The 20,936-nt window shown below is 66.2% G+C and carries 15 protein-coding genes; 11 read left to right on the forward strand and 4 right to left on the reverse strand.

The genetic code is table 11. From position 1 onward, the window contains the following. The first annotated feature begins 124 nt into the window (after positions 1–124). Entirely contained in the window at positions 125–1,474 is a 1,350-nt protein-coding gene (locus tag ABD842_RS07355) for a hypothetical protein (RefSeq protein WP_345112140.1), read from the forward strand. A gap of 27 nt (positions 1,475–1,501) precedes the next feature. Here ABD842_RS07355 and ABD842_RS07360 read toward each other — a convergent pair whose 3' ends face one another. Together ABD842_RS07360 and ABD842_RS07365 are read right to left on the reverse strand one after the other, a co-directional pair. Beyond that, on the reverse strand, positions 1,502–4,216 hold the full coding sequence (locus ABD842_RS07360) for a PAS domain S-box protein (protein WP_345112143.1): 2,715 nt from the start codon (positions 4,214–4,216) through the stop codon (positions 1,502–1,504). A gap of 29 nt (positions 4,217–4,245) precedes the next feature. Then, positions 4,246–7,263: a chemotaxis protein CheB gene (locus ABD842_RS07365; RefSeq protein WP_345112146.1), complete on the reverse strand. Its 3,018-nt coding sequence runs from the start codon at positions 7,261–7,263 to the stop codon at positions 4,246–4,248. A 226-nt stretch (positions 7,264–7,489) separates the two neighbouring features. On the opposite strand from ABD842_RS07365, the gene ABD842_RS07370 reads away from it, so the two are divergent. From ABD842_RS07370 to ABD842_RS07400, 7 genes are all read left to right on the forward strand, one after another. Beyond that, on the forward strand, positions 7,490–8,587 hold the full coding sequence (locus tag ABD842_RS07370) for a chemotaxis protein CheB (protein WP_345112149.1): 1,098 nt from the start codon (positions 7,490–7,492) through the stop codon (positions 8,585–8,587). Between the two features lie 272 nt (positions 8,588–8,859). Then, positions 8,860–9,174 (forward strand): STAS domain-containing protein, encoded by a 315-nt coding sequence (locus ABD842_RS07375; RefSeq protein WP_345112152.1) that lies wholly within the window; start codon positions 8,860–8,862, stop codon positions 9,172–9,174. A gap of 168 nt (positions 9,175–9,342) precedes the next feature. Continuing rightward, a complete protein-coding gene (locus tag ABD842_RS07380; RefSeq protein ID WP_345112155.1) occupies positions 9,343–11,136 on the forward strand; it encodes an ABC transporter ATP-binding protein in 1,794 nt (597 codons plus the stop codon). A gap of 138 nt (positions 11,137–11,274) precedes the next feature. Continuing rightward, the gene (locus tag ABD842_RS07385; RefSeq protein ID WP_345112158.1) at positions 11,275–12,150 is read left to right on the forward strand and encodes a M48 family metalloprotease; all 876 of its coding nucleotides are present in this window, start codon (positions 11,275–11,277) and stop codon (positions 12,148–12,150) included. Positions 12,151–12,361: 211 nt separating this feature from the next. Continuing rightward, entirely contained in the window at positions 12,362–13,264 is a 903-nt protein-coding gene (locus tag ABD842_RS07390) for a PhzF family phenazine biosynthesis protein (RefSeq protein ID WP_345112160.1), read from the forward strand. Positions 13,265–13,468: 204 nt separating this feature from the next. Continuing rightward, positions 13,469–14,299 (forward strand): DNA-formamidopyrimidine glycosylase, encoded by an 831-nt coding sequence (gene mutM, locus ABD842_RS07395; protein ID WP_345112163.1) that lies wholly within the window; start codon positions 13,469–13,471, stop codon positions 14,297–14,299. Positions 14,300–14,598: 299 nt separating this feature from the next. After that, positions 14,599–15,093 (forward strand): hypothetical protein, encoded by a 495-nt coding sequence (locus tag ABD842_RS07400; protein WP_345112166.1) that lies wholly within the window; start codon positions 14,599–14,601, stop codon positions 15,091–15,093. 160 nt (positions 15,094–15,253) lie between these two features. On the opposite strand, the gene ABD842_RS07405 is transcribed toward ABD842_RS07400, so the two are convergent. Next, on the reverse strand, positions 15,254–16,279 hold the full coding sequence (locus tag ABD842_RS07405) for an SDR family NAD(P)-dependent oxidoreductase (protein ID WP_345112169.1): 1,026 nt from the start codon (positions 16,277–16,279) through the stop codon (positions 15,254–15,256). 211 nt (positions 16,280–16,490) lie between these two features. Here ABD842_RS07405 and ABD842_RS07410 point away from each other — a divergent pair, with 211 nt between their 5' ends. After that, positions 16,491–16,988, forward strand: a complete 498-nt coding sequence (locus tag ABD842_RS07410) for a hypothetical protein (protein ID WP_345112172.1) — start codon at positions 16,491–16,493, stop codon at positions 16,986–16,988. Positions 16,989–17,156: 168 nt separating this feature from the next. On the opposite strand, the gene ABD842_RS07415 is transcribed toward ABD842_RS07410, so the two are convergent. Beyond that, positions 17,157–17,930, reverse strand: a complete 774-nt coding sequence (locus tag ABD842_RS07415) for a sulfite exporter TauE/SafE family protein (RefSeq protein ID WP_345112175.1) — start codon at positions 17,928–17,930, stop codon at positions 17,157–17,159. Positions 17,931–18,130: 200 nt separating this feature from the next. Between ABD842_RS07415 and ABD842_RS07420 the strand changes: the two genes are divergently transcribed. Then, positions 18,131–19,729: an MDR family MFS transporter gene (locus ABD842_RS07420; RefSeq protein ID WP_345112178.1), complete on the forward strand. Its 1,599-nt coding sequence runs from the start codon at positions 18,131–18,133 to the stop codon at positions 19,727–19,729. A 125-nt stretch (positions 19,730–19,854) separates the two neighbouring features. Continuing rightward, positions 19,855–20,904 (forward strand): LLM class flavin-dependent oxidoreductase, encoded by a 1,050-nt coding sequence (locus ABD842_RS07425; RefSeq protein ID WP_345112181.1) that lies wholly within the window; start codon positions 19,855–19,857, stop codon positions 20,902–20,904. Positions 20,905–20,936: the final 32 nt, after the last annotated feature.

Below are 20,936 nucleotides of genomic sequence, written 5' to 3' on the forward strand. Positions count from 1 at the left end.
ATGTGAATTTCGCTTCAACCATCGCTACGAAAACGTGTATAAAGTCTTGCTCAAAGAACTTCGCCAACGGCCCCTCTAAGCTCGATTTGCTTCCTAAGCCCCAAAGGAAGTAACCCTGGACGAGGTGGCCCGGCGCCGGGGCGTGGAAATCATCCTCGACAACGGCCGCAGCTTTGAGCTCAAGCGCACCTACCGCATCGAGGACCAGGAAGAAGCCGGCGGGGCGCTGATGGCCGAGCTGTTTACCCGCCAGTACCTGACCAACGACCGGGTGCTGTGCTGGCTGCGCGTGTACAACACCCACCGCCAGGCCGACAGCTACCTCTACCTCAAGGAAAACGACCAGCCCAAGTACATTACCAACTTCAACATCTCGCCCAAAACCAGCATCAGCACGGTGCAGGTGCGCCACCGCGGCGGCGACTGGACCGGCAGCCTGGCCGTGAACCCGGGCGAAACCGTGGACGTGCGCCTCGAGGGCGAATCGCTGCAGAAGGCGCGCTTTCACTTCGAGGACCTGGCCGTGGTGCCTTCCGACTCCTCAGTGCGCACCGAGGCGGCCGTGGTGTACCGCGTGCAGGTGCCGCTGACCATCGACAAGCGGCGCATCACCATTTTCAACGCCGGGCAGCCCACGGGCTTCGCCCTGACCGTCAGGGAATTTCAGCGCCCCCACCCGCTCGACTTCGTGGCCGTCAACTTCGGCGAGGGGCCGCGGGTGCTCAACCGGCTGAACGGGCCGGTGCTTTACAGCCGCGTCATCTCCGACGTGGTGTTCAGCTTCAACCCCAACGGCATCGACACCGAAACCCAGCTCTACGGCAAGCAGTACCTCACCTTCGACATCCGCACCCAGAACGCCAAGGGCGAGCTGCTGGAGCTGCGCACCCTCGACAACGTGGTCGTCTGCCCCGGCGACAACTCGGTGCGGGCCGCCTTCTACCAGGACAAGCTCTGCCAGGTGGGCAGCCTGAGCCTCAACAACGTGCTCAACGCCCGCAAAACCTACGACCTGGACGACTGGAGCACCATCATCATCACCGTGCGGCACACCCCGAGCCAATATTCTGACCCGGGCTTCACCCAGAAGCTGGAGCTGGTGCTCAAGCGCCGCCTCAAGTTCGACATCGACGTGAGCTTCCCCGGCGGCCTGCTCACCAAGTACCGGGGCGAGTCGAGCTACACGTCCTTCGGCGGCATTTCCCTGGCCATGCTGGGGCAGCTGAGCTTTTACCACCCCGAAAAAATCAACCGCCTGCGGCCCTACAAGGTCGGGGCGGGCTTCGTGGCCCTGAACGCCTTCGATCTGAGCAAGGGCGGCAACCGCGACCTGGGCATCGTGGTGCTGGGCTCGGTGTACCCCACCCGGCGCGAGGCCAAGCTCACGTTTCCGCTCTACCTGGGCGGCGGCTACCTGCTGTCCACGCGCCGGCCGTTCTTTCTGCTCGGCCCCGGCATCGGCCTGCGGCTCTAGCCGCTGGTACTACGCCGGGGCCAGCGGCTAGCTTATGGTCAGCTCGATGGTGACGATGGTGCCGCGGCCCGCCCGCGACTCAATGATCAGCTCGCCGCCCAGCAGGTCGATGCGGTTGTGAATGCCGGCCAGCCCGATGCCCTTGGGCGGCGCGCCCTCCTGGCCGGTCCCGATGCCGACGCCGTTGTCCTCGACGGAAATGTGGACGTGCCGGCCCTCGTGCACCACGTGAATGAAGGCCTCACTGGCCTGGGCGTGCCGGATGATGTTGTTGAGCAGCTCCTGCACCACCCGGTACAGGGCAATTTCCACCGGCCGGGGCCGGGGCCTGTCCAGCCCCACCAGGTTGAGGTGAATGCGCAGGTTGTGCTTGGGAATCCGCTTGCCCAGCTCCTCCAGGGCTATTTTCAGGCCGAAATCCTCCAGGATGCCCGGCGTCAGCTCGAAGGAAATGGTGCGGGTAGCGCGGATGGCGTCTTCGAGCAGGCTCAGCGTATTGCGGCGGTAAGGCGCGTCGGGGGCGCGGTTTTCCAGGTTGAGCTTGGCCGCGTACAGCAGCTGGCCCACGCCGTTGTGCAGGGCTTCGGCAATGCGCTTGCGCTCCTCCTCCTGGGTGGCCAGAATGGCCGACAGCACCTCCTGCTGCTGGCGCAGCTTCAGGCGGGTGGCTTCCTCGGCCAGCTGCACCCGCTCGGTCACGTCGCGGATCAGCACCAGGCCGCCCTTCACCTGGTTGTCGGGGCCCAGCAGCGGCACCAGGTGAGACTCGTAGTGGCCGGGCTGGGTATGAAAAGGCATGTTGTAGCGGGTGAGGCGCTTGCCCTTGAGCACCTGCCGGATGGCCTGCTCCTGGGGCTTGTCCTGCCACTCGGGAAATACGGCGAACAGGTTCTGACCCAGCAGCTCGGCTTCCAGGCGGCCGGTGCGGCGCTCCAGCACCCGGTTCCAGGCCAGGAAGCAGCCGTGCTGGTCGAAGGCCATAATCCCGTCCACGCTGTTGTCGAGCAGGCTTTCGTTGAACTCCTTTTCCCGGCGCAGCTGCTGCTTCTGCTCTTCCAGCGGGGTCACGTCGATGGCCAGCAGCATGGTTTGCCGGCGCTCCTGGTCGAAGTAGGCGTAGCTGTGGAAGTGGTAGTGCCGGCCCTGGCAGTCGACTTCGTTGTCGAACTCGACCCGCTCGCCGGCCTGCAGCCGGGCTATTTCTTCGGCCGGGGCCGGAAACAGGTCCAGCGCCTTCAGGCCCGGCAGGGATTCGTTGGCCAGGCCCAGGTTGTGCAGCCCCTGCCCCAGGGCTTCGAGGTAGCGGCCCTCCGCGTCGAGGCGGGCCAGCACCACGGGCATGGCTTCGAGCATACGCTGGGTGAGCAGGCTCTGGTAGCGGAGCGCCTGCTGGGTTTCGTGCTGCGCCGTCACGTCCATCACAATGCCGGCAAAGCCCTGCACCTGCCCCGCGCCGTCGACTACCACCCGTCCCGCCGCCGAAATATGGTGCACTGAGCGGTCGGGCCAGATGATGCGGTACTGCAGCGCCAGCGGCTCCCGCGAGGCCACGGCGGCCTGGAGGGCGGCCTGCACGGCCGGCGCGTCGGCCGGATGCAGGCGGCGGAGCACCGCCGCGGTTGGTACCGCCGCCTGCCGGGCAAAGCCGAAGGCAGCCTGGGCCCGCTCGTCCCACTGCACCTGGTCGGTGCTTTGGTACCAGGCAAAGGTGCCGGTGCCCGAGCCAGGCAGGGCCAGGCTGAGCTGCTCCTTGCTGGTGCGCAGCTGCTCAGCCGCGTGCTTGGCGGCCGTAATATCGCGCCACACGATGTGCAGCAGGGGCTGGCCGCTCACGGTGATGGGCGTAATAACCGACTCCACCCAGGCCACTTCCCCCGTCAGGCGCTGCAGGGTGAACTCAGCGCGCCGGGAGCCGTGCCGCAGCGCTTCGGCCACGCCCAGGGCAAAAACGTCGGCCCGGGGCTGCCCGTTGAGCAGGGGCGTGGCATGTTCCCAGGGCGGAAAGCCCACCAGCTGGCTTTTGCACCGGGCGCCGAGCAGCTGCAGGGCCCGGGGGTTGCAGTCGATGACCACGTTGCTCTGCACCAGGATGATGGCGTCGCTGGTTTGCTCAAACAGCTGCCGGAAGCGGGCCTCACTGGCGGCCAGCTCCTGCAGGGCCGCTTGCCGGGCACTCACGTCGATAATGGCCAGCCGGCACTGGGGCTCGTGCTGGCCGTAGCCATCCGGAACCTGCACGGCGACGCCCTCGAGCTGGGCAAAAAAGCTGGTGCCATCGTCGCGCAGCATGGCCAGCTCGCAGCTCTGGCGGAACTCGGCCCGCAACACCTGCGCCAGGAAGTCGGCGAACCGGGGCCGGTCGGCCGGGGCGACGAACAGCGGGAAGCGGCGGCCGGTGAGGCGCTGGCGCACGCTGCCCAGCAGCTGGCTGCCGCGCAGGTTGAGCTGCCGGATCAGGCCGTGGGCGCTGAGGGTGAAGTAGCCGGCCGGAGCAAAGTCGTACAGATCAAGGTACTGGGCACGCACGGCCTCGGCTTCGGCCTGGGCCAGCAGCAGCTCCTCATTCTGCATTTCCAGCTCAATCTGGTGAACCTGCAGCTCCTGCACCAGCCGCTGCACTTCCTCCGGGCTTTTGTCGGCGGTGATCTGCGTGACGAGCCGCCGCCGCTCCTCGGCGCGGGCGCGCAAGGCGCGCAGACCTTCGTGGGGGGGTTGGGAAGCAGAAAAATCCGGCGTGTTCATCTCGACCAGGTGCAAGTGGGGCCCGCCTGTCAGCGGCGGCTAAGGTCCGTTATTCCCAGCAGGATGTGGCTGGTCTGCAAGCCTTCGCGGCGGATACGGCGGCCGTAGAGCACCACGCGCCGGCGCCCGACCCCGGTGAAGTCGGCCTCCACCGTCACCTCGTCGAAGGTGCTGGCCTCGGTGCTGAGCAGGGCCTGCAGGCGGCGGTCGAGGCCCACGCTTTTCCAGGCGCCCCCCGAAAGGTCGGTCAGCAGCAGCCCCCGGGTTCCCTCGGCTTCCAGCCCGAAGGCCTCGGCAAACGAGCGGCTGATGGTGAGCACCCGCAGCTCCTCATCGAGTACCACCAGCGGCTCGCGCACGGTTTCCACAATGCTTTCGGCAAAGCGGCGGCTGGCCTGCAGCTGCTCTTCGAGGTGCTTGAGCCCCGAAATGTCGGTGAAGGTGATGACGGCCCCGCTGATGTAGTTGTCGAGGGTGCGGTAGGGCAGAATGCGCATCACGTACCACTCGCCGCCGATCGTCTGAATGTTGACCTCCAGGCTCACGAGCCGGTCGAGCACCTGCTGCACGTCGGCGGCCAGGTTTTCGTGGCGCAGGTTGCTGGCAAAGTGGTCGATGGGGCGGCCCACATCCGAGGGCAGCAGCTTGATGATGCCCGCCACGGGCGGGGTAAAGCGCTTTATCACCAGGTCGTTGCCGAGGAAGATGGTGGCAATTTCGGTGGCATCGAGCAGGTTTTTCATGTCGTTGGCCGCCTGGCTGAGCTCCTCGGTCTTGCTCAGGTACTGCGTGTTGAGCGTCATGAGCTCCTCGTTGAGGCTCTGCATTTCCTCCTTGTTGGTCATGGCCTCCTCGTTGGTGCTCTGCAGCTCCTCGTTGGCGCTCTGCAGCTCCTCATTGGTGCTTTTCAGCTCTTCCAGGCTGCTTTCCATTTCCTCAATGGTCGTCTGCAGGCGGTGCTTGGTGTACTGCAGCTCCTTGTTGAGGGTGCCCGCCACAGTGTCGGAGTCGGCGGCCGCCGCGCCGGCCGCCGGCCGGCCCTGGCGCACCTTGCGGGGCGTGGGCATGTCTTCGAAAGCTACCAGCAGCAGGCCCCGCAGGGTTTCGGGCTCCGGCAGGTAGCGCACCGACAGGCGCAGCAGCTGGTGGCCGGCGTCGGTTTTTACCCGCACGTTGTGCACCACCACGTCCTGGCACTCGAGGGTAGCCCGGTGCACGGCCCCGCTGATTTCGAAGTTAAGCTCTTCGCGGGCCATTTCGAAGATGTTCATGGCGCCCATGCCCGGGGCGGGCTCCAGGTAGCGCCCCGTACGGCCGTGGATGTAGAGAATATCGCCTTTGGCGTTGATGACAACGGCGGGCGGGCTGAAGGCTTGGAGCAGCGCCTGCTGCACCAGGGCGGCAAAAGGGCCTTCTTTACGGAGCGAGGGGGAAGTCATGGGGCCGGTAGTGCTGGCCGGCTGGGCAGCGCGCCGGGCCAGGGAAAAAGGAAAGTTGATGAGGCGGGTAATCTGGGACGAGGTTTCGGTGCGGCGCGAAATCTTCCACTTCACGTCCAGGGGGGCAAACAGATCCTGAAAGCCGCTCAGGTTTTCTGAAGGCCCCAGAAACAGCAGTCCGCCGGGGTTGAGGGCGTAGTGAAACACGGGCAGCAGGTTTTTCTGCAGCTCGCTGCTCAGGTAGATGAGCAGGTTGCGGCAGCACAGCAGGTCGAGGCGGGTGAAGGGGGCGTCGCGGGTCAGGTTGTGCAGGGCAAACACCACCGCGTCGCGCACCTGCTTACAGATCTGGTAGCCGCCGTCGGTTTTCACAAAGAAGCGCGCCAGCCGCTCGGGGCTCACGTCGGCGGCAATATTCTCCGGATACAGACCGGCACGCGCAAACTCGACGCCCTCCGGGCTGATATCGGTGGCAAACAGCTGGATGGTGAGGTGGCAGCCGGGGTCGACGCCGTCGAGGCATTCGAGCAGCAGCATGGCCAGCGAATAGGCTTCCTCACCGGTGGAGCAGCCCGGGGCCCACACCCGGATGGGGCTGTCGGCGGGCTTCTGGCGCAGCACCGGCAGCAGGTGGCCCTTGAGCTGGCCGAAGGCTTCCGGGTCGCGGAAAAACTTGGTTACGCCAATGAGCAGCTCCTTGAACAGGGCCAGCACCTCGGCCGGGTTTTCCTGCAGGTAGCGCACATAGTGGGTAAAGCCCTCGATCTGGTGGGCATTCATGCGGCGCTCAATGCGCCGGAACACGGTGTTGCGCTTGTAAAAGCTGAAGTCGTGGCCGGTCTGGGCCCGGATCAGCATAAAGATCTTCTGCAGGGCGTGGGCGGGCTTCGCCGCGGAGTCGGCGGCCCCGCGCACCGCGTGGGCCAGCAGGGGCTTGCTCACGTACTCGAGCAGGCGGGCCGGCAGCTGAGCGGCGGGCAGCACGTAGTCGACAAACTCGGTGGCCAGGGCCGAGCGGGGCATGGAGTCGTACTGGGCGGTTTCGGGGGCCTGCACCATCACCATGCCGAAGTTTTCCATCACCATCTTCAGCCCGATGGTGCCGTCGGAGCCCAGGCCCGAGAAGATGATGCACACGGCCCGCTCCCGCACGTCCTTGGCCAGGCTCTGGAAGAAGAAGTCGATGGGCATGCGGTGGCCCCGGGCCTGGGTAGGGGCAAACAGCAGCAGCGTCCCGTGCAGAATCGACATTTCCTTGCCCGGCGGAATCACGTACACGTGGTTGGCCCGCACCTTGGCGCCATCCGTCGCCTCGGCCACGGGCATGCGGGTGCAGCTCTGCAGAATGGGGGCCAGCTCCGACTCGACGTCGGGCGCAAGATGGGCCACCACCACGAAGGCCATGCCGGCAGGGTCGGGCAGGGCCCGGAAAAACTGCTCGAAAGCCGGCAGCGAACCTGCCGAGCCCCCCAGGCTGACAATCGGAAACCGGTCGGCCGTGCTTTCCTGGCGCCGCGCCTCCTGCAGCTGCCCGGCCGTAGCCGCGGGCACAGTGCCGGCCGGGTGTGGCTTTTCGTCCGGAGCAGGCGGTGGGGTAGCGTGGGTCATCAGCAGCGGAAGGGATAAGGCCGGCGCGGACCGGGCCAGGAAAGCCGGGCCGCGCTGGCGCTGCCAAAGCTAACCACAATCTCCTGCCGCGGGGTGAGGGGCCGGGCAACGGGCGCAAAAACAGGTTCCGGCCCGTAGCCCCGCGCCCTGTTCCTGCGTATTTTCGAAGGCCTGGGCCACCCGTAACGGGGACCCGCTTCCTGAGTTTATCACTTTACTCCAGACTGTGAACGGTCATCATATCATTGTCATCGGCACTTCGGCCGGCGGAATGCCGGCCCTCTGCCAGCTTGTGGGCCAGCTTCCCGGTTCCTTGCCCGCCGCCGTGCTCGTCGTGCAGCACCTGGCCGCCGACTCTTCGGGCGCGTATCTGGTGACCTGCCTGGCCCGGCATACTACGCTGCGCTGCCAGCTGGCGGAGCACGGAATGCCCGTGGAGCCGGGCCACCTGTACCTGGCCCCACCCGACCGGCATCTGCTGGTAAGCGCGGGCCGGCTGCTGGTGGCCCAGGGGCCGCGCGAAAACCACTACCGCCCCGCCGCCGACACGCTGTTTCGCTCCGCCGCGGCCCACTACGGCGCCCGCGTTATCGGGGTGGTGCTCACCGGCATGCTGCACGACGGCACGGCCGGGCTGGAGTTTATCAAGCGCTGCGGCGGGCTGGCCCTGGTGCAGGACCCCGCCGACGCCGAGTTTCCCAGCATGCCGGAAAGCGCGCTGCGCAACGTCGCTATCGACGACGTGGTGCCGCTGGCGCGGCTGGGCGCCCGGCTCGAAGAACTCGTGTTGCAGCCCGTCACCGAAGTTTTGCCCATTCCGGAGGACATCCAGCTGGAGGCCGCCATTGCGGAGAGAGTCGTGAGCCTGGGAACGCCGGCCGAAGCCAGCCAGCTGGGGCGGCAAGTGCCGCTCACCTGCCCCGACTGCGGGGGCTCCCTCTGGCAGCTTGAGAACGGCCGGGTGCTGCGCTACCGCTGCCACACGGGCCACGCCTTCACCGCCGACTCGCTGCTGAAGGAGTCGCAGGAGGCGCTGGAGGAGTCGCTGTGGGTAGCCATACGCATGCTGGAAGAGCGCAAAACCCTGCTCACCAATATGAGCGCCCAGGGTGAAGGCACCTGGTCGGGGCAGCCGCAGGAGCGCATCGAGGAAATCAAGAAGCACATCAACCGCCTGCGCGGGTTTATGCTCACCGGCGCGGCCGGCCATCCCGGCGAAGCTTCCGCAATGGCTGCCGGCCCCACGCTCACCCCCAAGGAGCCGGAGGAGCCAGCTCGGGATGCCGGCCGGAGCAGTCCGGCCGGCTCCGGCCTGTGGGCCTAATCAGCAAAGCGCCACAGCACAACTCCCACCCCGGACTTGTCTGGGGCGGTCGGCAGCCGGGAGAGGCGGGAAAAGTACGGAGCCGCAAACCCGGCTTCCGGCGGCGCTGAATTCGGAAAAAGCAGGCTGGATTTACCGGTTTTTTCTTCTTATCTTCACAATAGTCCCCGCTATCCTGCAAGCCTGCAGCTCCGGGGCGCGGCCGCCCGCTCCTTCCCCCTCTGCTCTTTCCCGCCTTATTGCTCCCCGCTATGAGCCAGCTTCTTCTTCCTGTGAAGTCAACTTGGGCGAACTTTACGCCCTACCTGGTCCGCATCGACCTGGACACCGTCAACTGTGCCGAGCTGGCGCGGCACCTGGTTCGCAGCTGCCCGGTGCGGCATCCGCGCCTGCTCATCGACTGCCACCGGCTGCGCTGCCTGCGCACCCAGGGCGTGGCGTACTGCGTTTCGCAGCTGCTGCTGCTGCACGCGGCCGGCGCGCAGGTGCAGCTGCTCAACGTGGGGCCCCTGCTCGGGCGCTGCCTGTACCTGCTGGGGCTGCACCGGGTATTCGGCCTGCGTGGGCCACGGGCGCAGCCCGCCTGAGGCCGCAGCGAACCTGCCGGTCAACGTTTTTCCGGGAAGCCGCCGAACTTAGTTTCGGCGGCTTCTTTTTATTCGCCAGCTTCGCCGGGCCAAACGCCCGGTGGCGGCAAGCAAAAAACATCCGCCGGTCCTTGGGGCTTTCTACTGTTCCTCCTCCCTCACTTCGGCATGAAACTTCTTTACAGCTACCTGCGCCACTACTGGGGCCTGCTGGCGCTGGCGCTGGCGCTGGCCGCCATCAACCAGATTTTCTCCCTGCTCGACCCCTACATTTTCCGGCAGATCATTGACCGCCACGTGGTGAAGGCCGGCACCACAGTGTTTCACGACGGCTTCTGGGCTTTTCTGGCCGGCGGCGCGGGCATCCTGATTCTCAAGGCCATGGGCGTGGCCATGGTGTCGCGCATTGCCAAAAACTTCCAGGACTACTACGTCAACGTCATCACCCAGCGCCTGGGCGCCGAGCTGTACTCCGACGGCCTGCGCCACTCCCTGGAGCTGCCCTACCAGGTGTTTGAGGACCAGCGCTCCGGCGAAACCCTGGGCAAGCTGCAGAAGGTGCGCACCGACGTGGAGCGCCTGATTCAGAGCTTCGTCAACGTGCTGTTTATTTCCCTGGTGGGCATCATCTTCGTGGTCTGGTACGCCATCAGCGTGTACTGGCCCATTGCGGCGGTGTACTTCCTGACCATTCCCATCCTGGGGTCGTTGAGTTTGTTTCTGAGCCGCCGCATTAAGGTGATTCAAAAAACCATCGTGGCCGAAACCACGGCCCTGGCCGGCTCTACCACCGAAAGCCTGCGCAACATTGAGCTGATCAAAAGCCTGGGGCTGGCCCAGCAGGAAACCCAGCGCCTGAGCGCCACCACCGAGAAGATCCTCAAGCTGGAGCTGAAAAAGGTGCGCTACCTGCGCTCCTTGTCCTTCGTGCAGGGCACCTTCGTGAACCTGATGCGCAACGTGATTCTGCTCATGCTGCTCTACCTGGTGGTGCAGCAGATCATCACCGTCGGCGAGTTCTTCTCCTTCTTTATCTACTCCTTCGCCATCTTCGGCCCGCTGCAGGAAATGGGCACTATCATCAACGTGTACCGCGAAACCGAAGCCTCACTGGCCAACTTCCAGCTGATCCTGGACACGCCCAAGGACGTGAAGCCCGCCCACCCGCAGACCATCGAGCAGATCCAGACCCTGGCCTTCGACGCGGTGCGCTTCAAGCACCTGTCGGCCGCCACCGCGGCCCTGGACGGCATTTCCTTCGATACCAAGCTGGGCGAAACCATTGCCTTCGTGGGGCCTTCGGGCTCGGGCAAAACCACTTTGGTCAAGCTGCTGGTGGGCCTGTATCCGCCCCTGGCCGGTCAGATCCTGTACAACGGCATTCCCGGCGCCGAAATTGACCTCGACCAGCTGCGCGAGCAAATCGGCTTCGTGACCCAGGACACCCAGCTGTTTGCCGGCACCATCCGCGAAAACCTGCTCTTCGTGGCGCCCCAGGCCACCGATGAGGAATGCCTGCGCGCCCTGCACCAGGCCGCGGCCGACGGCCTGCTGGCCCGCGCCCCGCTCGGCCTCGACACCGTTATCGGGGAAGGCGGGGTGAAGGTTTCGGGCGGCGAAAAGCAGCGCCTGAGCATTGCCCGCGCCCTGCTGCGCCACCCGACGCTGCTGGTCTTCGACGAGGCCACGTCCTCGCTGGACTCGCTCACGGAAGAAGAAATCAGCACCACGGTGCGGGAGCTGTCGGGCTCGCGCCAGCACATTACCATCCTCATTGCCCACCGCCTGAGCACCATCCTGCACGCCGACAAGATCTTTGTGCTGGAGCGCGGCCACATTGCCGAGCAGGGCCGCCACGAGGAGCTGCTGGCCCAGAAAGGGCTTTACTACGCCATGTGGCGGCAGCAGATCGGGGAGCGGCCGGCTCCTGCGGCGCCCGTGAAGCAGCTGCAGAAGGCGTAGCGGCCGGGGCGGAGCAACGTTTCCCGCCAGAGTGACATCTTGGATTTACAGGCACTAAACCCGGCCTGCCGGCGTTGTTCCGGCAGCCCCTTTTGGCATGATTCCTGACTTTCCTGGTTTTCACTCCAAGCTCCCCTCATGCCCTTCCACCGCATCTTCCGCCCCTCCGCAGGCTTGCTGCTTGTCGGGTTGCTTTCTTTGCTGAACCCAACCTCAGTGCAGGCCCAGGCCTCCAAAAGCCGCGACGTGCTCCGCGAAATTACCGACGTGGTCGGCCTGAAGCCGCGCTTTGAGCTGCGCGCCACCTCGGCCGTGCAGAATGCCGCCGCCGTGGTGTACGACGGCAGGCGGTTTTTGCTCTACAATCCGCAGTTCGTGGGCGCCGTCAACCGCGCCGGCCGCACCGACTGGGCCGGTATCAGCATCCTGGCCCACGAAATGGGCCACCACCTCAACGGCCACACCCTGCTGGCCGGCGGCAGCAAGCCCGCCGATGAGCTGGAAGCCGACGAATTCTCGGGCTTCGTGCTGCGCAAGATGGGCGCCAGCCTCGCCGAAGCCCAGGCCGCCCTGGCCGTCGTTTCCGACGATGCGCCGTCGGCCACCCATCCCGGCCGCGCCAACCGCCTGTCCGCCATCAGCACCGGCTGGCAGCAGTCGAGCAACCAGATAGCGGCCAGCAGCCACGCCACCGCGCCTTCGGCCGCGCCCGTAGTGCTGGCCAGCCGTTCGCCCCAGCGCGTGACCAGGGCCGAGCCGCTGAGCGTGGTGGGCCGCATCACCTTCCGCGCCACTCCCAACGAGGCCTACTTCCTCACCAGCCGCCTCAACGTGCTGCGCGTGGACGCCGACAGCGGTACTACCGAGCTGGTGGGCCGCCTTACCCGCTCCACCAGCGCGAGCTTCCCCTACGTGCTGGTCGATGGGCAGGAGCGCCGCCTCTACGTGAGTGCCAGCGGCGGCGTGTTCAACAAGCAGGGGCAGCAGGTGGGGCTGCTGTCGGACCCGTCGTAGCCCTTCGGCAGTCGTTTTCGGCCGGCCGCCCTGCCGTAATTTGGTACTTCCAAAAGCCCTCTACCCTACCCGGTAGAGGGCTTTTTGCTGGTGACCGGGTTTGGTGCCTATTCTACCGAAAGCGGGGGACCCGTAACCCAAACGAGCGGATGCAGTTCAGCGGGGTTGCCGTCGGCGTTCTTACCTTGCCGGTCCAATCCAAACCTGCTCTATGCCCACCTCCTATCCTTTCCTGCTCGTCGACGCCTTCACCCAAACCGCCCTGGGCGGCAACCCCTGCGCCGTGGTCCTGGATGCCGACGAGCTGACGCCGGCCACCATGCAGCGGCTGGCCCGGGAGTTCAACCAGTCGGAAACGGCCTTCGTGCGCCGCTCCGCCACGGCCGACTTCGCCGTGCGCTACTTCACTCCCGCCGAGGAAATTCCGATGGCCGGCCACCCCACCATTGCCACCGTGGCGGCGCTGGTGCATACCGGCCGGCTGGCCCTTTCCGGCCCCCACACCACCCTGCAGCTGGAGCTGCTCGAAGGCCCGATCCGGGTGGACGTAGCCGCTCCGGCCGAAGCGGGCGGGCTGCCGCAGGTGGTGATGACCCAGCGCCGCCCGGTGTTCGGCACCCTCCACGACCCGGCCGTGGTCCTGCCCCTGTTCGGCCTCACTCCCGCCGACCTGCACCCCGGCTCCGTTATCCAGACCGTGAGCACCGGCACGCCCCAGCTGATGGTGCTGCTGCGCGACCACGCCGCCCTGCGCCGCGCCCACGTGTCCGACACCGCCGCCTTTGCCCGCTACCGCGCCGCCAGCGACTTTTTCAGCCCCCACCTGTTCTGCCTGGGCGGGGCCACGGAGGCCGGCCAGACCTTTGCCCGCCACTTCGGCACCCCGCCCGACATTGCCGAAGACCCCGTCACCGGCTCCGCTACCGGCGGCATGGCCGCCTACCTCTGGCACTATGGCCACCTGACCCAGCCCGATTTCGTGGCCGAGCAGGGGCATTGGATGGGCCGCGCCGGAGCCGTGCAGGTGCGCATCAGCGGCCCCCGCGAGGCCATTGAGTCGGTGCAGATTGGCGGGGCGGGCGTAGTGGTCGTGGAAGGCCGGCTGACGGTGTAGACTGCCCGGACTACCGTTTCAAGCCGGTTTGGTTGGCAGGGGCCGGTGCCGTTTTCTTTCGGCAGGTCGCCTGGTTCGGGAATAAGCCCGGATAAAAGCCGGCCGCCGGCAACTCCCCAGGCCCGGCAGCTGTTAAGAAAACCGGCGCCCGCAGGTCGAAAACACCCAGCCGGCGCCGGCTTCTTTCCAACCTTACTCCTGCCCGTGCCCGAACTACCCGAAGTCGAAACCTACCGCCGCTTTCTGGACGAAGTCATTCTGCACCAACCCATCACCGCCTTCGAAGTGCGCGACGCCCATGTGCTGGGCACCGATGAGGAGACGCTGCGCAAAAACCTGGTGGGCCAGCAGGTCACGGCCACCCGCCGCATCGGCAAGAACTGCTTTCTGGAGCTCAGCAATGGTACGGCCCTGGCCCTGCACTTCGGCATGACCGGCGACGTGGACGCCTACCGCGACGACCACGACGCCCCGCGCTTCACCCGGGTGGCCTTCCACCTGGCCGGCGGCCTGCGCGTGGCGTTTATCGACCCGCGTAAGTTCGGGCGCATCCGCCACGCCGAAAGCGTGGCCCACTACCAGCGGGCCAAGAAGCTGGGTCCCGACGCGCTAGACGTGACGGCCGCCCACCTGCAGCAGGTGCTGGGCGCCAAGAAGATGATGATCAAGCCCCTGCTGCTCGACCAGAGCGTAACGGCCGGTCTGGGCAACTGGATTGTGGACGAGGTGCTGTTTCAGGCCAAAATCCACCCCGAGCGCCGGGCCAACACGCTTTCGACCAGGGAATTCAAGGCGCTGCAACAGGCTATTCAGCTGGTCCTGACGACGGCTATAAGTCACGAAGCCACCTACCGGCACTTCCCCGCCTCCTTCCTGATTCACGCCCGGGAATGGGACATTTCAGCTACCCCCGATACGGAGCAGCATTTATCCTGCCCGCGCCATCCCAAAACCGATATTGCAAAAAGCTACGTTGGCGGCCGAGCTACCTATATTTGTCCGCGCTGCCAGCCTATGCCATCAACTATAGATTAGTGCTACTCTTACCTCGCAGAATCCTTCCTCATATGCCTGAGGAAGGATTTTTCATTTTATGGGGCAGGGAAAAGCCAAAATCTTTTTTTGGCAGACTCAAGTATTAATTTTCATACATATAATTTCAATTATTGTCTTTTTCCATGAAGTTCTGAATTATCCGTATTACCTTTGAGTTAGAACCGCAGCCAGTTACAGGTGCTGAAGGAATTGTGAAGTTGGATTTTACTGCCTCTGCCTATACCGCACCCCCACTGCGCGTTTTTGCGTGATGCCTCATTCATTTTAATTGTGTTGCCATGAAGAAAATGTCCGTTTTGCTGGGCCTTGCCGCCGCCGCATCCCTGTCCCTGGCCTCCTGCCAGAAAGAGCTGGACCAGGTCCGGCCCGCCCAGGCTTCTGCCGCCATCCAGACTCAATCAAAAAGCGACCTGCTGACGACCAGCGCCTGGCGTCTTACCAACCTGACGAGCAGCACGGCACTTTCGGGCGCCTCGGCCGCGACCACCGTGGACCTGCTCGACCGGCTTAAGCCCTGGGCGCGCGACAACGTCTTTACCTACGCGGCCGGCGGTGCTTTCACCCTCGACGAAGCAGCCATCAAGATTCACCCCCAGGCGCCGCAGCAAACTACCGGCACCTGGAAGCTCAGCCCCCAAGGCGATTCGCTGACTGTAACCCAGGACACGAACGTGCGCCGCTACGGCGTAGCCGAGCTGAGTGCCACCACGCTGCGCCTGACCGTTGCCCAGCCCGGCGCCCCAACGACCTTCACCCAGGTGTACTCGCACTAACGCCCCCTTTTCCACCGTTCAGTTTCTTCGCAAAAGGCTCTACCGTCGCGGTGGGGCCTTTTAGCGTTTGCCCGCCGGCGTAAGCAGCCCCGGCGCTGGGCGCAATGCCGGGCGGGCATTCCTCCCAGTGCCGGGGCTATAGCAAAAGCCGGATGGCGGCCTACACCTGATTGTACTTCTGCTCGGCCTTCTTGGTCAGCGTCGTCAGCCAGGACTCGGACAGCTCCGAGGTGCTTTCCGAGCCGCGGCGGCGCTCATTGCCCATCACGTCGGTGGGGCCGGGCAGGGTGCGGTTGGCCCAGCTGAGCAGGTCGGCGGTGGTGCCGGGCAGCAGGCCGTGGAAGGCGGAGAGCAGCTTGGCGGGCAGGCCCAGAATAACTTCGGCGTCGCCCCGACGGCAGGCGTTCCAGATCAGGCGGCCGGCGCTGTCGGCATCCATCGAAATGACCGGCAGCGAGTCGGCAATGCTGAAAGCGGCGTATTCTTTTTCGTGCTGGCCCTTGATCGTGGCGTTGCGGGGGCTGCCGGTGCGCATCAGCCCGGGGCAGACGGTGGTTACCTGAATTCCGTACTGCAGCAGCTCGGCGCGGAAGCCTTCCGAGAGGCCTACCAGGGCAAACTTACCGGCGCTGTAGGGCACCAGATGGGGCACGGCTACCTTGCCGCCTACCGAGGCAATGTTGACGATTTTGCCCTCGCCCCGGCGGCGCATGGCGGGCAGCACGGCCTGCATGGCGTGCAGCGGGGCCCAGAAGTGCACATCGAGCGACTCTTCGTAGTCGCGCACCTCCATGTGGTCGAGCGGGCCGGCCGTGATGATGCCGGCATTGTTGATGAGCACGTCGATGGGGCCAAGCTGCTGCTCGACTTCGGCCACCAGGGTGCGTACCTCAATGGCGTCCGAGAGGTCGCGCACCAGGGCCAGCACCTCCGCGCCCTGGGCGGCCAGCTCCTGGCGGGCCCGCTCCAGCTCGTCGGCGTCGCGGGCGCAGATGGCCACGCGGGCTCCATCGGCCACGGCCTGCCGGGCCAGAATCAACCCCAGGCCGCGGGAGCCGCCGGTGATGAGCACCACGCGGCCGCGCAGATCGTAGGAGCCGCGGCGGTTGACGAACAGGGTGGCGGCGGCCAGCAGGGTGGCGGCGCCTGCGGCGGCCAGCCAGTTGTTTCGGGTATGTCGCTTCATAGTGCTATGTAAGCAAACCCGGCCGGAAAGGTTGCGCCCCGGCCCGCCCATATTTTGCCGGCGCAAAGTATAAAACAGCCCGCCCCCGCGTTATCGACAACAGCCTGTGCTTTTTGGCACCATATTTACACACCTAACCCGCCCCCGGGCCGGCCCTCCCAGCTCCGGCGGGCGCTGCTTCCCTTCCGCCCTTTTGTTTTGCTTGCCTCCTATGAAAACGCTCCTGCTGGCCACGGCCGCCCTGCTGACCACCGCTGCCACCCAGGCCCAGACGGCCCCGGCCAAGACGAAAACCAAAACCGAAACGTCCACCGCTACGGTCAAGACCAAGACCAAAGCCCCGGCCGCCGCGCCGAAGCCCGTGCCGGCCCCGCCGGCCGAAAAAGTAGACGCCAAAGCCGCGGCCCTTACCGCCAACATGCGCCAGGCCCTGAACCTGACGCCCGCCCAGGCCGAGAAAGTGCAGCAGATCAACGTGACCAGCGTGCGCAACGTGGAAACGGCCCGCCTGCAGTACCGCACCGACCTGCGCAAGCTCAACGCCATCATCAACGACATTGGCCAGTCGCGGCTGGCGGGGCTGAAGGACGTGCTGACGCCCGACCAGTTTGCCCGCTACCAGCGCAAGCGCGAGGAGAAGATGGGCATCCAGACCGGGGCCGCCAACCAGGGCAACCCCGTACCGGGCATGCCCGGCGGCAACGAGTAGGCAAACCGCCGGGCAGAGGCCGCCGCAATCCATCCTGCGCAACGAGTAGAAATCCTGCTGCTTCAAAAAGCCCCGCCGTCGTGCTGACGGCGGGGCTTTCTGCTGCCAAAGGGCTTCGTGCCCGGTTAGAGGATGGATTGCCGCAGCGGGCTGCCTTGCCAGGACAGGTTAGCCCGGCCCTAAAAACGTGTCGTAGCCCAGCTTGAGGATGATGCCGCAGACCACGACCAGAAACAGGACCCGCACGAAGCCGGTACCCCGCTCCAGGGCTACTTTGGCGCCCAGCGCCGAGCCCAGCATATTGCAGGCGGCCATGGGCAGGGCCACCTGGTAGAGAATCTGGTGGGTGAAGGCGAAGTAGGCCACCCCGGCCACGTTGGTGGCTACGTTCACCAGCTTGGCCGACGCCGACGCGGTAAGGAAGTCGTAGCCGAACAAGCCCACGAAGGCAAACAGCAGGAAGCTGCCGGTGCCGGGCCCAAAGAAGCCGTCGTAGAAGCCCAGGAACACGCCGATGGCAATGCCGTAGAGCGGCTCGCGGTTGGCGGGCAGGCGCGGGCCGTGAAGCGAGCCGAAGTCCTTGCGCCAGAAGGTGTAGATGGCAATGACCACCAGCAGCCCCAGCACCAGGGGCCGCAGCAGCGCCGCGGGCAGCAGGCTGACCACCCGCGCCCCGAAAAAGGAAAACAGCGCGGCCGTAATGGCCGACGCGCCCACCGTCCGCCAGCGGATGGGCACCTTGCCCGCGTAGCGCCGCAGGGCCGCCGAGGTACCGGCCAGCGACGATACCTTGCCCGTGCCCAGAATGGTGGGCACCGGCACGCCCTTGAGCAGCAGCAGCATGGCCGGCAGCTGAATCAGCCCGCCCCCGCCCACAATGGCATCGACGAAACCGGCCAGGAAAGCAAACAGGCAGAGCAGGGCAAGCGTGGGGAGCAGCATGAAACGGGCAAGGAAGAAAACGAGCGGGCGAAGATAGCGGGGACCCGGCCAAAAGCCCGGCCCGGACCGCCGGATCTGTCGGTCCCCACCGACCGGGCCGGGGCGCGCCCCCGCGGTAAAAAGGCACAGCTGAACCATAACCTGGCGCCAAAGGCGCGTACCTTCGCCGCCGCCTTTCCACCGCTACGCCTGCCGTTCGCATGACCGCTGCCCCCACCCTCACCGCGCCCGCCCCCGACCTGACCCAGCGCACCAAGCTGCTCACCCTGGCCGGAGTGCTGCTGGCCCTGTTTCTGGGCTCCCTGGATCAGACCATCGTTTCTGCGGCCATGCCCCGCATCGTGGCCGACCTGCACGGCTTCGACCGGTTTACCTGGGTGGCCACGGCTTACCTGGTGGCCAGCACGGCCCTGGTGCCGGTGTACGGCAAGCTGGCCGACATGTACTCGCGCCGGGCCATCGAAGTCACGGCCATCCTGGTGTTTCTCGGCGGCTCGATGCTGTGCGGGCTGGCCGGGGAGTTTGGGCCCCTGCCCCTGCTCGGCGACGGCATGAGCCAGCTCATCATCTTCCGGGCAGTGCAAGGGCTGGGCGGCGCGGGGCTGTTTGCCATGGCCTTCATCATCATTGCCGACCTGTTTGCCCCCGCCGAGCGCAGCCGCTACCAGGGTTTCGTCGGGGCCACGTTCGGTATGTCGTCGGTGCTGGGGCCGTTTCTGGGCGGCCTGCTCACCGACCACGGCACGGGCCTGATTCCGGGTATTGCGGGCTGGCGGCTGGTGTTCTACGTGAACCTGCCGCTGGGGCTGCTGGCGCTATGGTTTATCCTGACCAAGATGCCCAGGCTCAAGCCCCGCGGCGAAAAGCTGCCCCTCGACTACTTCGCCGCCCTGCTGCTGATGACCGGGCTGGTGCCGCTGGTGGTGGCCCTGCAGCTCAACAAAGCCCAGTACCCCTGGACTTCGCCCACCACGCTGGGGGCGCTGGCCCTGGCCGCGGCCTCGCTCACGCTGTTCGTAGTCCGCTCCCTGCGTTCGGCCAACCCCATCCTGGACCTGAGCCTGTTTCGCAACCACGTATTCCGGCCGGCCATCGTGGCCGTGTTTCTGCTGGGCGGCGCGTTTCTGAGCATCGTTATTTTCGAGCCCCTGTTCATGATCAACGTGGTGGGCGTGACGGCCACTAAGGCCGGCGTGAGCCTGATTCCGCTGTCGATGGGCGTGGTGGCGGGCTCGATGCTGGCGGGGCGGATGGTGGCCCGCTTCGGGCACTACAAGCGCTGGATGCTGGGCGGCGGCCTGCTGCTGCTCGGCGGCCTGCTGCTGCTGGCGACCATGCCCCTGTCGGTTTCCTACGGCCAGGTACTGGGCTACGTGCTGCTCTGCGGGCTGGGCCTGGGCCCTACCATGCCGCTGTACACGCTGGCCATCCAGAATGCCATTGAGCCGCGCCTGCTGGGGCAGGCTACCGCCGCCAGCCAGTTTTTCCGGCAGATTGGCGGGGCCATTGCCGCGGCCCTGCTCGGCACGGTGCTCACCCTGAGCCTGGCCAGCGCCCTGCCCGCCCCGCCCCGGCCCACGGCGGCGCTGACCCGGCCGGCCACGCCTACGGAAGGCCCGGTGCTGCCGGCCGGCGCCCGGGTCGCCACCACCCCGGCCCTGCGGGCGGCCTTTGCCCACGCCATTTCCCGCATCTACCTGTGCACCATGCTGCTGGTAGCGGCGGGCTGGGTGGCGTCGCTGTTTGTGCCGGAGCTGCCGCTGCGCCACTCAAATGCCGGAATGCCCCCGGCCGAGTAAAGCCGGGCCCCCTGCCGCCGGGCCACAGTTTATCTGGGCCGGATGGAAGCAAACGGGGGCCTGGGGTGTTGTGCCTGGAACGCGGCGGCTGAAGCCGCCCGCCATCTTTCCCACTGCTTTTCCCTATGTCCGACCATAAACTTCAACTCAGCGTCCTCGACCAGTCGCCGGTGCGGCAGGGCGGCACGGCCCGGCAGGCGCTGCTCGAAACCATCGAGCTGGCCCGCCTCACCGACCGGCTGGGCTTCACCCGCTTCTGGGTTTCGGAGCACCACAACGCCCGCTCCCTGGCGGGCTCGGCCCCGGAAGTGCTGCTGGGCCGCCTCGGGGCCGAAACCCGCCGCATCCGCCTGGGCTCGGGCGGGGTGATGCTGCCCCACTACTCGGCCCTGAAAGTAGCCGAAACCTTCCGCCTGCTCGAAGCCCTCTACCCCGGCCGCATCGACCTGGGCATCGGCCGCGCCCCGGGCACCGACCGGATTACGGCCCACGCCCTGAACCCCCACAACCAGTTCCGCGACGACGAATTTGCCGCGCAGCTCATGGACCTGCGCGCCTACCTCCACGACGAGGTAGTGCCCGACACCATCCACGCCCGGGTGAAGGCCGCGCCCTTTATCGATACGGCGCCGGAAGTGTGGCTGCTCAGCTCCAGTGGGCAGAGCGGACTGTTTGCGGCCGAAATCGGGGCGGCGTTTTCCTTCGCCCACTTCATCAACCCCGTGGGCGGCCCCGACATGGTTCGGCTCTACAAAGAGCGGTTCCGGCCTTCGGCCGAGCTGGCCGCGCCCCGGGCCAACGTGGCCATCTTCACCTTCTGCGCCGACACCGAAGCCAAAGCCCGGGAGCTGGCCGACGCGCTGGCCCTGCAGATGCTCAAGCTCGAAATCGGGGACCGGACGCCCATCGGTCCGCCCGCCGCGGTGCGCGACTTTCCGCTGGCCCCCGAGCAGCGTGCCCGCCTGGCCTACCACCACCAGCGCATCATCAGCGGCACGCCCGGGCAGGTGAAAGCGCAGTTTGGGCGCCTGGCCGCCGCCTACGACGTCGACGAAGTGGTGGCCGTCACGATCTGCTACGACTTTCAGGACCGGCTCCGCTCCTACGAGCTGCTGGCCGAGGCATTTGAGCTGCCGGCCGCGGCCGGGCAGGCGCAGCTGGCTGAGGTGCGGTAAGCCCTGAAACTCCGGCGGCCGTACCGGGCAAA

Source organism: Hymenobacter algoricola (assembly GCF_039539525.1).
In the GTDB taxonomy this organism is placed as follows: Bacteria; Bacteroidota; Bacteroidia; order Cytophagales; family Hymenobacteraceae; genus Hymenobacter; species Hymenobacter algoricola.